We start from the raw sequence: 13,739 nt of genomic DNA on the forward strand, positions 1-13,739 counted from the left end.
AATATGAATATTCTATTTGTTCTCTATCACGATTTCAGTACTTCCAGTGCAATACATGTGCATAACTTCGCGAACCTTTTAGCGAAAAACGGTTGTAACTGTGCGGTGGCAGTACCTGCAAATAAAGAGTCTGTTACGGAGTATTTAGGTGGTGACGTACTTTACCAACCCTGTACTTTTGCCGAATCCCTTGAGCGATCGGTTGAGCTGTTTAGTGGGGAGGCGATGGATATCATTCATGCCTGGACACCACGGGAAAATGTCAGAAAACAGTGTGATCTACTGAAAAAGCGATATCCTGGAAGTAAGCTGATTGTCCATCTTGAGGATAATGAAGAGATGATTGTAGAGTCCTTTGTCGGCCTGCCCTACGATCAAATCCGTTCCTTATCCGAAGAGCGTTTACGGTTTCTGTTACCAGATTTGCTGGCATCCCCCTATCATTATCCTCTTTTTTTAGAGCAGGCAGATGCGGTGTCAGTTATTACCGATGCATTACTGGATTTTGTTCCCTCCCATAAAGTCTATCACAGATTATGGCCAGCGATAGACTTGCGTCGTTTTAGTCCCGAGATTGATGGACGAGCCGTAAGAAATCGTCTGGGGTTTTCTGAAGATGATTTTCTCATCTGTTACGTCGGAAGTGTTCATGGGGTCAATGCTCAGGAAGTCCGAAGTCTGTATCAGGCTGGATTCATGGCAAACGATCTTGGTATACCGGTACGATTGATACGTGCCGGAAGGGATGTAGTGGATTTTCTGGGAGCAGATAAAGATGAGTTGCAACGATATGTGACGAATGTAGGCTATGTTGATATGGATGATGTGCCTGGATTAATGGCAGCTGCAGATTTATTGGTGCAACCAGGGGAAAATGATCGTTTTAACAGGTATCGCCTGCCGTCAAAAATTCCAGAGTTTCTTGCCGTTGGCAAACCTGTTGCTGTTCCTCGCGTAAACATCGGGCTTCATTTGCAAGACAGAGAGAACGCTTTTCTCATGGAAACAGGTGATGCCGCTTCAATTGTTGCTGTGATCCGTCTGATCTCTAATGACCGGGAGCTAGGTGAAAGGATTGGTGCTAACGGCAGGACGTTTGCCGAGCTCAATTTTTCCGAGGATACAGTGTATGGAAAGTTATCTGCCTTTTATGAGTCTGTTTTAGCATTATGATACAGAGACTGAAGAAAAATATTAAATCCATCTGGTATTATTTTTCCTGCAGCAACTACAGGAGAGTAAAAAACTCCCGGCTTTTTGATGCTGACTGGTATCGTGATAGAATTCCAGGGTTACAAACGAATTCCCAGGATCCACTTATTCATTATATAGACTTTGGTGTTCAGGAAGGAAAAAGCCCTTCACCTCTTTTTGATCCGATTTTTTATAAAAAAACCTATGGCCCAGACCCATCTCATGACCCTTTTGATCATTATCTCAGAGAGGGGATACGTATAAACCATAGCCCCTGCCCATGGTTTGATCCTGAATTTTATCAGCAGCACTATTCTCTTCCCGAAGGGAATAAGGTGTCACCGTTAAAACATTATCTGACTGAAGGACTGCGACGAAAGTTTTATCCCAATTCCGATGTGTATGAATTAGCTGAAAAGCCTGTCATCTCCATCATCGTCCCTGTGTATAATGTTTCTGCCCTTCATTTAAACAACTGCATACGATCCGTTTTGTATCAATCCTATCCACATTGGGAAATCTGTCTGGTTGACGATTGTAGCACCAATAAGGATGTCCGTCTGTTACTTGAAAAGTGGGCCACAAAGGATGGCAGGATAAAAATTGATTTTCTTGATAAAAACCAGGGAATCTCCGGGGCCACAAATGCTGCAGTGTTCCTTGCAAAGGGGAAGTATCTCGGGTTTCTGGATAACGACGATGAACTTGCTGAGGAATGCCTGTTTCGACTTGTTGAGACAATAAACAGTGAAGCGGCGGAATTGTATTACAGTGATGAAGATCTCATTGGTGAGGATGGGAGTCAGTTCAGTGTTTTTAATAAACCTGACTTTAATGAGGAATTGCTTCTCTCCCATAATTATGTGACCCACTTCGTTGTAACTGAAAAGAAACTGTATGAAAGGGTGGGTGGGCTTGACAATAAATTTGACGGGGCCCAGGACTTTGACCTTTTCCTGAAACTTTCTGAAAAGGCAGAGAAGGTCGTCCATATCCCTGAAATTCTCTATCACTGGAGGGCTTCTGATTCATCCACGTCTATTAATCATGATCAAAAACAGTATGCCAATGAAGCCGGAAGACGGGCCGTGGCCGGCGCTTTAGCCAGACGGCAAATCACTGCAGATGTTCTATTGACTGACTGGAAGTTTTTTTACCGCATAAAAAAAGAACGTTTGGAGTCACCTCCAGTCTCGGTCATTATCCTATATAATGGAAATGAGGATTTTACGACGTGGCTGTCTGAACTATTGTCCCTTACAACCTATTTGGATACAGAATTTATTGTTGTTGTTTACAGTGAAGAGGACCTTGGTCGTTTCAGTATGTTATATGGAAAGTCTTCCCATAATATCAAGTTCCTGCTGAGTACAGATAAAGATCCGGTTGCCACTCGTTATAACGAGGCTGTGCGTAAGAGTTCCGGGCAGTACCTCGTTTTTCTTAATCCCTGCATACAACTTCAAACGGTTGACTGGGTAGAGGCCATGCTTGAATACGCCATGGTGAAGAACAGTGGAGTTGTAGGAGGCAGAGTTTTGCCGTATCAGAATAATGACCTTGTTGCCACTATTCCTGATATTGGGGAGCAGTCTGATTTGTACTATTCACGGTTTCTACAGCGTTGTTCGCAGCATATGAATGGACTACAGTGTGTTCAGAATGTGATCATGCTCTCCTGGGATCTGGCCATGGTTAAGCGAACCAGCTTCCTTGAGTTGGATGGATTTGCTCAGGAGTCTCTTGGAAATCTCTTTGCAGACAGCGATCTCTGTCTTCGCATGCGATCTCATGGCTACGTCAACATCTACACCCCCTTTGCCCTTGGCCAATGGCTCAGGCCCGAGGAAAATCTCCCTCTTCCGGCAAAATCCGTAACGAGTGCGGAAAAAAGATTCTTTCAAAGGCAGTGGCAGGAAACACTGGGAATGGGTGATCCCTATTATAACCAGGGAGTATTGGCTCAAAATGGCATTGAGCCGGATACATTTATGAAATGGTATACCGGCGGACACTCACTTACTAAGGAAACCTTGTAGATTTACCTTCTGTGCAGTATGTTGTCTTGGGTCATTATTCAGGCCCATTACTCATTTAACTCCATTGGTTTAGTATGAAAGTTTCCGTTGTGATCCCTGCCTATAATCATGAGAAATTTATAGGTCCTGCAATAGACAGTGTCTTAGGTCAAAGTTATCAGGATTTTGAACTGATTATCGTTGATGATGGATCCACTGACAATACTGCCGGAGTGATTAAAGGGTACGATGACAGTAGAATACGCTATTTTTATCAGGACAACCAGGATGCCTTTAATACTATAAATCGTGGTATGGGCCTGGCTGGTGGTGACTATATCGCCATCCTGAATTCAGATGATATCTACAGCCTTGATCGCCTGCAGCGTCTCCTTGATGTCCAGCAAGAGACAGGAGCGCAGTGTCTTTTTAGTGACGTGATTCCTATTTCCGACAGTGGCGAAGAGTTTACCGATCCCAATTTTGGCTGGAATATCTGGCACCAGAAAAACCGTGCATTCTTTAAAAAATCAGGTGATATCTACACTGCTTTTTTAAAGGGGAATTTTATGGTCACAACCTCCAACCTTTTCATGACCCGTGCAGCAGCGGAAAAGGTCGGGAAGTTTTGTTCACTGCGTTATCTCCACGATTATGATTTTATCTTCCGAATGATGTTGGCTTTTCCTGATAAGGTGCACTATGTGGCTGATGAAAAACTCCTCTACTACCGTATCCATGACGGGAACACCCTTGGAGAGGCTGCCATTTTAGGAAGAGAACAGGATCAGCAGGTTATTCGTAAATATATGCTTGCCCGCATTCCTGAAGAGTTCAGAGCCTATGTTGATGCTGGTGCCGATCGTCTTGTCGAGTTGGAACAGGAATTACAGGAGGTTCGTTTAAGTGTCGCCGGTGGAACAGAGCCGAGTGTAAAAGATTGTGGAATACGATTTCTTTCCGCCTTGAAATATAAGATCGGGAAAAAACTCCAGTCATGAATATCCCGAAATATTATTCTCTCTCTTCTCTTATTCGAAAGGGAAGGGAGATTGCTGCAACTGTTGATACCGTAAGCTTTGACCTCTTTGATACCCTCCTTGTGCGTCGAATACACGACCCGGATCTGGTGAAAATTCCTGTGGCACGATTTATTGCAGATCTTGCCAGGGAAAAGGGATTCAACTGGAGCCAGGAGCAGGTGCAGAAGCTTCGTGATTCCATTGAGTGTCGTCACCGTGAAGAGACGGGTGAAAAGTTTGACGATCATGAGGCCTGTTACCCTCGTTATATGCAGGAGATGCTCTCTGAAATTTTTGGAGAAGATGGGGATGAGGCTCTGTTTGAGAGAGTGGCAGACTACGAAGTTGCCATGGAAAACGCTATGCTGGTTCCCCGTGGTGAGTTTATGGACTGGCTGCGGGAACTGCGGCAGCAGGGAAAAAAAATTCTTGTAGTTTCCGATATCTATCTACCTGCAATGTATCTTGAAAAATTTGTTACCCATGCAGGTTTTCTTGATCTTGTTGATGGCGTGATCTCTTCTGCCGATACCTTTCTTGCCAAGGCCTCCGGTAAGGCCTTTCCCCTGATACAAAAACAGTATGGCCTTGATCCTGGACGGTGGTTGCATGTGGGAGATAATCCGGTTTCCGATGGTCTGCGACCGCTTGAATTCGGGATTCAGGCTCTGGTGTTACACGACGCCTCTGAAAAACAACGTAAAACCATAGGCCGGCGTCTTTTTAATTATAGTAAAGGTCGTCCTTTTTGGCGCGGTAGAGCCTTACAGCAGCTCATGCAGCCGCTTGAGTATGAGAATAAGGAGCGGGATGATCTCTATGTAGAGGGTTATAGTTTTCTAGGACCGATGATCGGTGCCTTTGTTCAGGAAATAGCAGAACAGAGTGAGAAACGTAGTGTTGGCAAGGTCTTTTTCCTCTCTCGGGAGGGATGGACGTTTAAAAAATACTGGGAAGAGAGTATTCCCCATCTTTTTCCAGGAAAAACTCTACCCGACATCGAATATCTTTATGTGAGTCGTATGGCTCTTGCCGGGGCAAGCTGTGCCTACCAGGGATTGACGCAGGTAAGTGCTGATATCGTTTTTCTTCCTTCCGGTAACTCTGATTTCCTTGACGTCTGTCGGGTGTTCTCTCTTGATCCAGAACCCTTCACCCCGCATCTTGCCCGCTATAATCTCACTGTCACGACGGTTCTCAGTCACCTCCATGACGGATATCTTCAAAAAAACAGAGAACTTTTTTCTGCTCTGATTGAAGATGACGCATTCCAGCAGGAGGTAAGGCGTCAAACTCGTCCTGCCAACGATGCCCTGCAACTCTATCTCGACGATATTGGCTTTTTTGACCACCCTGATGTTGCCTTGGTGGATATCGGCTGGCTTGGAACCATACAGCGGTTTTTTTATGAAGCCATAGCTCATCGCAGCGACGTTCCAAGGTGTCACGGTATGCTCTTTGGTGCAACTCGAGGTATTCCTTTCCCCACATCAACGGGGAATTCTATTAAGGGGATTATTTACGACAAAAATCGCTTTGATTTTGCCGCCTCTTCCATTTTGTATGCAAGAGATCTCTTCGAGGAGGCGTGTCGTGCACCACACCCAACGCTGAATGGCTATAAACTGAAAGAAGATGGAGGCTATGAGCTTGTTTTCCGTCATACGGATGATGAGATTGGCCGTGCTGAAAAGGAACAGGATCAAAACTATGCTCCTTTGCAGCAGGGCGTGTTTGATTCGGCCAGGCCCTATGCTGCGGCCTCAGCCCTGCTCGGTTATTCGTTAACGGATTATCAGCCGTGGTTGAATTATCTTTTGGTAACAAAACTGGCATTTGCAAAAACAAAAGAGATTTGTAATATCCGTCATAAGCATCATCTTGATGACTTTCACGGCATCAAAAATGTTGCAAAGGTGCATGCCAAGGTGCCGCGCAGTCTCTGGAACCTTTCACCGTTTGTTCTAAGGTGCAGTCCATTTCTGAGATTACGGTTATTTCTCCGTCACATGCGCGAACGGCTCAATGAATAGGAGTAAGGATCATGTCTAAGAAGATTATGAGTACCAGGTTTGATCTCAGCACCAGTTCAATGTTTCGAGTACTGCACCACTATACTCTTAGCCGGTTTGTCCCAATGGGAGTTTATCGTGGTGGTCCCGGGTTGAAATGCATACTGGTTCTCATCGCCACAATTGTTGTAGGGAGACCCCTGTATTACTTGAGTCTCAGATTTGAACGGCCCACTGCCTTTTTACGCTATCTGAAAAACAAATTTCACCTGTAAACCGTATTCTTGGTGAATATTGCATGCAGTTAATCGGCAACCTGCCTCCATGGTTTTAAACAGAGAGTGATAAACATGAATACTATATTGAAGAAATGGAAGTTTCCAATTTTTCTAGGGGTATTGCTTTCTGTTTTGTACGTTCAGTTGTTTGAGAACAGAGCCTTTGTGGAACTGGATATTACGGTAACGGAACCCACACTGTTTAAGATCTACTGGGCAGAAAAAGGACAGTTTTACAGTGAAGATAATATGGTTCGGGTAAAGGTGAACCCGGAACAACACCAGTATGGTTTTTATCTGACCGATATTGGCAAAGAGGCGATAAGACTCCGTATAGATCCCCAGCAGTATGTGGGACTCTCCACCATAAAGAAGATTGATTTTCAACAGACGGGCTATGCTCTTTTATCTGTTTCCTCCAGGGAGGATTTCGCCGGGCTGCAGCCAATCTTTGATATTCAGGCAGCAAACATAACAGAGGATGGGTTGGAAACTGATTCAACTGGTGTGGATCCACAATTTGAATATTTTCCGGTACTGGAGTCGGCTGAATATTTCTCTGTTCTGTTAGTGCTTCGAATTGCTTCCATCTTTCTTCTACTGTTTTTGTTTTTTTCCTTAACTGAATCCTATCGGGAAGAAGATAGGTTTTTTCCGCTTCTGTTTGCCATAGTCCTTGCCCTCGTCGTTGCCATGGCAATGTTGACAAGACGAAACATTCATCCCGACGAATATGTACACCTGGATGCGGCCAAGTACTACAGCAGCAATTGGATTCCACCCGATGTGACAGATCCGCAGATTGCCCATACCTACAGTGTTTACGGGGTATCCCGTCTGAATGGCCCGGAAGTTGCCTATTTCCTGAATGGGAAATTTTCAGAACTTATTTCTGTGTTTCCTCTGCCCGACTATTTGACTTTACGAATATTTAACCTGCTCCTCTTTACTTTGCTGTTGCTATATATTCTGAAAATTAAAGGAAAGAGGTATGTCGCAGCACCGCTGCTGATATCTCCGCAAATCTGGTATGTCTTCAGTTATTGCAACTCCGATGCCTTTGCATTGCTCCTTACTTTTTTTATAGCATGCCAGCTGGCGATTCCTGCCTCAATGCTCAACCTGTATCTTTTGGACAGGGAAAAGAAGAAAAAATTTGTCACTGCTCTTTTTCTGGTATTCGTTTTTGCGGCAATGTTTTTGTTAAAGAAGAACTATTGGTTCTTTATCGCCTTTGCAGCCGCGTACTTTCTCTGGCGACTTGTCTTTATAGTCAGTGCAGAAGACCGAAAACAGGTTGTCAGGAAAATGACCATACTCATCCTGTTTGCTTTGAGTGTGACGGGACTGAGAGTAGCAGGAGACTATGCAGTGAACGGATGGGATCGGAGTGAAAAACTGTCACAGATCCGTGAGCAGCTGGCTCATCCGTTTTATAAACCGTCCACTCCACTTGAAGAAAAACATCCCTTTTTATACAGGAAGGCACGTGGTGCTTCTTTGAAAGAGATTGTAGTTGTTGATAGATGGTTTGAAAGAAGTTATCAAAGTGCTTTTGGTATTTATGGATATTTTACCGCCACTGCAGATGACACCTATTATGATCTGATGAGGCCTCTTGCTGTGGTATTTTTTATGGCGCTTCTTCTTTCGGTTCTTTTTCGTGGAGGCCTGAGTGGAAATATTCTGATGTTCCTCTTTCTTGGTTGTTCCGGAGCAGTTATAGCGGCTTCCCTCTACCACTCGTGGACTGCAGACTTTCAACCACAGGGAAGGTATCTCTTACCGATGATACCGGCACTTTGTATTGTTCTGTATCATTCGAGAAATCTTATGCAGAACGTATTGTTCAGAATATGTCTAATGGGTATGTTTTTGTTATCCACCTACTCTTTTCTTTTTGTTGGAATGATGCAACTCACTAAAATGTAGGATGTATAGAATGATCTTTCCAGGGAAAAACGCATCTTTTTGCAGCAGGAATACATGGGGTTATAGCCTGTGAAACTGATTCCACTGCTAATGGCATTATCAGTTGCTCTGCTTGCCTGCTTTGTTCTTCCCAGTGGTATGGCGAAGGTTTCTGCTATCTCTTTAATCGTTTCGTCTGACAGTCAGGATTCGGTACAAATATTTCTTGATGGTTCCTATAGGAAGCCCTCTTTTATAGAGAGTAACGCCTCAGAGTTGCAGAAGATGCCGGTGAAAGATGCAGGGAAGGTTCTTTTTCGGTTTTCTGCCACGCCTTCAACTACCTGGATTCGTATTGATCCTGGAGAAAATCCCGGCGTCACTCGTATCTACGGAATGGTTGTTCAGCAGGCACTTGGACGAAAAGTACAGTATAGCAGTGATGATATATTCAAGGGCTTTCAGCCAGGCAGAAATGGGGTCACCATAAGTCCTGGAAAGGATTATGTTGAGATTGTCTCCACCGTGGCAGATCCATCCATTGTCTCAGTCCCGGGGTTCATTACTGCACCCAGACCTGTTTTTTTCTATCTGCCCGTTATAATCCTCTCATTTTTTCTCTATGTTTTTCTGGCACAGTTGAAACCAGAAACTATTCGTACCATTTTCCTTCCTCAGAGAGAACTTCGTCCCGGAGTTGCCATGATTTCACCTCTTGATGGTTTGCGCGGTATTGCCGCCATGCTGGTTGTCGCAGATCACACCTGGTCATGGTTTCTTGGTGCCGGTGCAAGTGGAGTCTTGATTTTTTTTGTTTTAAGCGGATTTCTGCTGAGCAGGCCTTTTGTTGTAAATCCGGGAAAATATCAAAATCCGGGGAGTCTGCTTGTCTATGGAGTAAGACGGTTGCAGCGAATTGTACCCATGTACTATTTGTACCTCTTTCTTACCTTTGGGATGACCTTACGTCTGCATGAATTGTTCATGCATCTCTTTTTTATTGAAGCTGCGGGCCATTTATGGGCAATTCCTCAGGAGATGGCCTTTTATATCGTATTTCCTCTTCTCGCCCTGTTTAACTTTTTTGTCCTGCGAAGCCGGCTGGTCCTGATCATTCCCGGTTTATTACTGATGATTTTTCTCTGGCATTCGTTTGCGACCATTAAATATATTTATTTATTCGGGATGATGAATGCAAAAATTCCATTTCGTCTCGATGCTTTTTTGATAGGTGTGTTGTGTGCATACCTCTATTTCGGTCTCTGGCAAAAAAACGAACTGACAATGCCATCTGTGCTGAAAAAAGGTTTTATTGTGGTCGGTTGTATTTTACTGGCAGTCTTTATCGCATTGTCAAATGGATATTTGCTGCATAATGGTCTCATTTATGCTCAAATCTATTATTTATACTACGCAATCTGCGCCGGTTTTTTGATCCTCATACTCTGTAGTTCCGGAGAGAATTTTCTTACTAAAATCCTGTCCAGTCGCCTGCTCTCATCTCTGGGAGTTGTGAGTTACAGCCTCTATCTCTTCCATCCACTGGTTATTCCTTTAGTGAAGCGGGCCGGGGGAGGGACTTTGAACTCAATTCCGGGCGTGCGATTTGTACTGGTGCTGTTTATAGGCTATATTGTGGCCTGCCTTTTGTATCATTTTATAGAACGCCCTATTTTGGGCTATGGAATAAAGAAAAACATTCGTGAGTAGTTTCGGGCAGGAATTTTTTTGCCACGATGTTTGATAAATAAATGAGTCGAATTCGGGAGTGATGAATGAGTTTTAGTAAAGGTCCGGAAAGAGGAATACTCTTTAAGGTCACAGTAATAATAGTGTTTTTGTTTTTGTTTTTGCTTTGTCTTTTGTTCGGTGCTGAACTTTTTGTTCGTTTTTTTTATCGTGACGTGCTCTCCACTGCAGATGGAACTTCCTATTTTTCCCTGAAAAACCAGAGATTGTTTGAAAAAGAAAAGAACGGTTTTAATTTACGGGGAAAACAGTTCAGGCAAACTCCTGACGATCGCTACAGACTTGTGATTCTAGGAGATTCCTTTACATGGGGCCAGGGTGTTTATCCGGTAGAGAAACGCTATACCGAACAGATTGATGTAGCACTCAATAAACAACAGAAAGAAAACGAAATTGAAGTTGTCAATGTCGGCATCTGCGGATTTAACCTTCCTAATCATTATAAGTTTCTTCATTTTATTGATGCAATTCAGCCCGATTATGTGTTGTACCAATGGTATATTAATGATATGTCAATCCGACCCGACGCCGGTCAGTACAAATCATCCCATCTGATCACAAATCGAAAAGTGCATACCTGGCTATGGAAGCATTCAGCCCTCTATTATCTTTTGCAGAGAGGGTATGGAAGCCTGCAAAGGAAACAGGGGGAAAAGAAGACTTATGAGCAGTACATGTTTGATACTCAAAAGGATCCAACAGGTGAATCTGTAGTAGCTGCACGGAAATTGCTTGAGAAATATATAGATCATTATAAAAGTACCGATACTGATTTTGGTATGGTTCTGTTTCCAAGTTTTGCCGGGCCTATGAATAATTATAACTTAGATTTTCTTCACGAACAGGTACTCGATGTTTGTAAGGAAAAGAAAATAGAATGCCTGGACTTACGTGATGCCTATCGTGATGTCGAGGATAATACGGCATTATGGGCAAATGTTTTTGATCCCCATCCTGGAGTGTTGGCACATAAGATAGCTGCAGAGGCAATCTATGATTTTTTTGGTGCCGACTGGGAAGAGGCGGCACAGAAAGTTAGCGTTCACAGGGATCTTCATAGTCAAAAAAATAATGATAAAGCTCAAGCGGAGATGAAGTAATGAGTGTTCCCTATACACAAAATAAGGTGTCTCAAGCAATCTGGTCATGGCAGTCTGATCGATCTGGAAAACAACAAGCAAAAGCTTCCCTCGGCATTGCCATTGGAGCTCTGTTGGTAGGATGCACTGTCGCTTCATTGTTGTTCTTCTACAACCATTTGATAATGGCTTCAATTGTCTTTAGCGTTTCCGCTTTGGTATTTCTTTCTTCTCAATTTTTTCCGGCTGTTTATTCCGTAATTGAAAAGATTTTTCAAAAGTTTGCTCTTATTATCGGTACAGGCCTGACGTGGGTTTTTCTCCTGCCTTTTTTCTTTATCTGTTTTCCAATGGGTAGAATAGTGCAAAAAATTAAAGGAAAGGATCCCATGCAGCGAGATTTTAAAAGAGACGCTACGTCCTATTGGCAGACATCCAGGAAAACACCCTCGGTTGATGAGTATAAGAGGCAATTTTGATGAATATTTTAGGTATCAGTGCATATTACCATGATTCGGCTGCTGTCTTGATTCGCGATGGTCAAATCATTGCTGCAGCTCAAGAGGAGCGGTTTACCAGGATTAAACATGATCATGATTTTCCCCATAATGCAATACGCTATTGTCTTGCAGAGGCAGGTATTGAAGGTGAGCAGCTTGATGCTGTGACTTTTTACGACAAGCCGATCCTGAAGTTTGTAAGGATTATGGAGACCTATTTTAGTGTAGCTCCCAGGGGACTGGCTTCTTTTATGAAGGCAATGCCACTCTGGACCAGGCAGAAATTATGGATCCCCTATTATATAGAAAAAGGCTTGGCAGGCTGTGGAGTCAGCACTAAAAATATTTACTTTACTCAACATCATGAATCACATGCTGCCTCTTCTTTTTATCCATCACCCTTTGATGAGGCTGCTGTTCTCACCATGGATGGAGTGGGGGAATGGGCCACGGCAACCATTGCCGTAGGTCGTGGTAATAAGATTGAGATGGTCAAGGAGCTCTGTTTTCCACATTCTCTGGGCTTGCTCTATTCAGCAATTACCTATTTCTGTGGATTTCGGGTCAACTCTGGAGAATATAAACTAATGGGATTAGCTCCCTATGGTTCTCCAAAATATGTGGATCGTATTCTTGAGAACCTTTTAGATCTCAAGGAGGATGGCTCCTTTCGCCTGGATATGAAATATTTTGGCTATATGGATGGATTACGGATGACTGGTCCATTGATGGATGTGCTTCTCGATGGTTCTCCCCGCGAACCTGAAAGTCCTATCACGACTCGAGAAATGGATATAGCGGCCTCTATCCAGGTGGTAACTGAGATGATAGTCCTGAAGATGGCTCGTTATACCCGTGAAATAACCGGTATGAAAAATCTGTGTCTTTCAGGAGGGGTTGCTTTGAACTGTGTTGCCAACGGGCGATTGCTTCGAGAGGGAATCTTTGATGATATCTATATTCAGCCAGCATCAGGTGACGCCGGTGGTGCTCTTGGAGCAGCATTGTTGACCTGGTATCAAATTAATGATCAGCCTCGTAGCAGTAATAATAAAGATGATTCGATGCAGGGATCCTATCTTGGACCCTCCTTTGAGGACGATGAAATCGAAGCCTACCTTAGGGCAAATAACTATGTGGCAAGAAAGGTTGAAGGAAAGGACTGGGCCCGTGAGATTGCCGGCTATATTGCAAATGAAAAAGTGGTAGGACTGTTTCAGGGAAGGATGGAATTTGGTCCACGCGCCCTTGGTTGCCGCTCTATTATAGGTGATGCCAGATCGACAAATATGCAGTCGACGATGAACCTCAAGATTAAATACAGGGAATCGTTCAGGCCGTTTGCTCCTTCATGTCTTGAGGAAAAGGTTGGAGAGTATTTCGATATTGACAGGCCATCTCCCTATATGCTTATTGTTGCCGATGTCAGAAAAGAACGCTGTCTGGAGGTTGAGGGTGACAATACGGTAGTGTTTGAGGAACAGATCAACCAGTTGCGATCCGATATCCCGGCTATAACGCATGTTGATTACTCTGCTCGTATTCAGACGGTTTCTCCAAAAACGAATAAGCCCTACTATGATATTATCAAGGCTTTCGATGAATTGACCGGCTATGGTGTGATAATTAATACATCCTTTAATGTCCGTGGTGAGCCCATTGTTTGTACTCCTGAGGATGCCTACCGATGCTTTATGCGGACTGAGATGGATTGCCTGGTTCTTGGATCTTTTCTGCTTGAAAAGTCCGAACAGCCTGAATTTGTAGATAATGCCAATTGGCGCAATGAGTATCAGCTTGATTAGCAGTGAAGTAGCTGCCTGATTGCATTTGCCGTAATTCTGTGTAATATAGCTGCGTTCCTGGATATGGTGTTCAGGCTTGGTTGTCGACGGAAGAGGTTGTTCAGGCAGAAAATGAACAATTTAGACAGCTCTCGGTTGTCGAATGTTTTTAAGAAAAAAAAGAGAGAAGTA

Annotated in this window: 10 protein-coding genes; all 10 read left to right on the forward strand. The window is 43.7% G+C overall.

Annotated elements, in window-relative coordinates:
- Positions 1-3 precede the first annotated feature (3 nt).
- The 10 genes from UWK_RS12195 to UWK_RS12240 all read left to right on the forward strand — a co-directional run bounded on the left by UWK_RS12195 (position 4) and on the right by UWK_RS12240 (position 13,568).
- Positions 4-1,173 carry a glycosyltransferase family 4 protein gene (locus tag UWK_RS12195; RefSeq protein ID WP_015404682.1) on the forward strand — a complete coding sequence of 390 codons (1,170 nt, stop codon included), beginning with the start codon at positions 4-6 and terminating at the stop codon, positions 1,171-1,173.
- On the forward strand, positions 1,170-3,233 hold the full coding sequence (locus UWK_RS12200) for a glycosyltransferase family 2 protein (RefSeq protein WP_015404683.1): 2,064 nt from the start codon (positions 1,170-1,172) through the stop codon (positions 3,231-3,233). Before UWK_RS12195 ends, UWK_RS12200 begins: the two co-directional genes overlap by 4 nt.
- 74 nt (positions 3,234-3,307) lie before the next feature.
- Complete coding sequence (locus UWK_RS12205; RefSeq protein ID WP_015404684.1) at positions 3,308-4,213, forward strand: glycosyltransferase family 2 protein; 906 nt, start codon at positions 3,308-3,310, stop codon at positions 4,211-4,213.
- Entirely contained in the window at positions 4,210-6,267 is a 2,058-nt protein-coding gene (locus UWK_RS12210) for an HAD family hydrolase (RefSeq protein ID WP_015404685.1), read from the forward strand. Before UWK_RS12205 ends, UWK_RS12210 begins: the two co-directional genes overlap by 4 nt.
- 11 nt (positions 6,268-6,278) lie before the next feature.
- Complete coding sequence (locus UWK_RS12215; RefSeq protein WP_015404686.1) at positions 6,279-6,521, forward strand: hypothetical protein; 243 nt, start codon at positions 6,279-6,281, stop codon at positions 6,519-6,521.
- 75 nt (positions 6,522-6,596) lie between these two features.
- On the forward strand, positions 6,597-8,456 hold the full coding sequence (locus UWK_RS12220; RefSeq protein WP_015404687.1) for a DUF2142 domain-containing protein: 1,860 nt from the start codon (positions 6,597-6,599) through the stop codon (positions 8,454-8,456).
- Between the two features lie 69 nt (positions 8,457-8,525).
- Positions 8,526-10,145, forward strand: coding sequence for an acyltransferase family protein (locus UWK_RS12225; protein ID WP_041916415.1), 1,620 nt, complete (start codon positions 8,526-8,528; stop codon positions 10,143-10,145).
- A gap of 65 nt (positions 10,146-10,210) precedes the next feature.
- Positions 10,211-11,284 carry an SGNH/GDSL hydrolase family protein gene (locus UWK_RS12230; RefSeq protein ID WP_015404689.1) on the forward strand — a complete coding sequence of 358 codons (1,074 nt, stop codon included), beginning with the start codon at positions 10,211-10,213 and terminating at the stop codon, positions 11,282-11,284.
- Entirely contained in the window at positions 11,284-11,742 is a 459-nt protein-coding gene (locus tag UWK_RS12235; protein WP_015404690.1) for a hypothetical protein, read from the forward strand. The genes UWK_RS12230 and UWK_RS12235 overlap by 1 nt, the downstream gene beginning before the upstream one ends.
- Entirely contained in the window at positions 11,739-13,568 is a 1,830-nt protein-coding gene (locus UWK_RS12240) for a carbamoyltransferase family protein (RefSeq protein ID WP_041916416.1), read from the forward strand. Before UWK_RS12235 ends, UWK_RS12240 begins: the two co-directional genes overlap by 4 nt.
- The last annotated feature ends 171 nt before the right edge of the window (positions 13,569-13,739 follow it).

The organism is Desulfocapsa sulfexigens DSM 10523, assembly GCF_000341395.1.
GTDB classification, from domain to species: Bacteria; Desulfobacterota; Desulfobulbia; order Desulfobulbales; family Desulfocapsaceae; genus Desulfocapsa; species Desulfocapsa sulfexigens.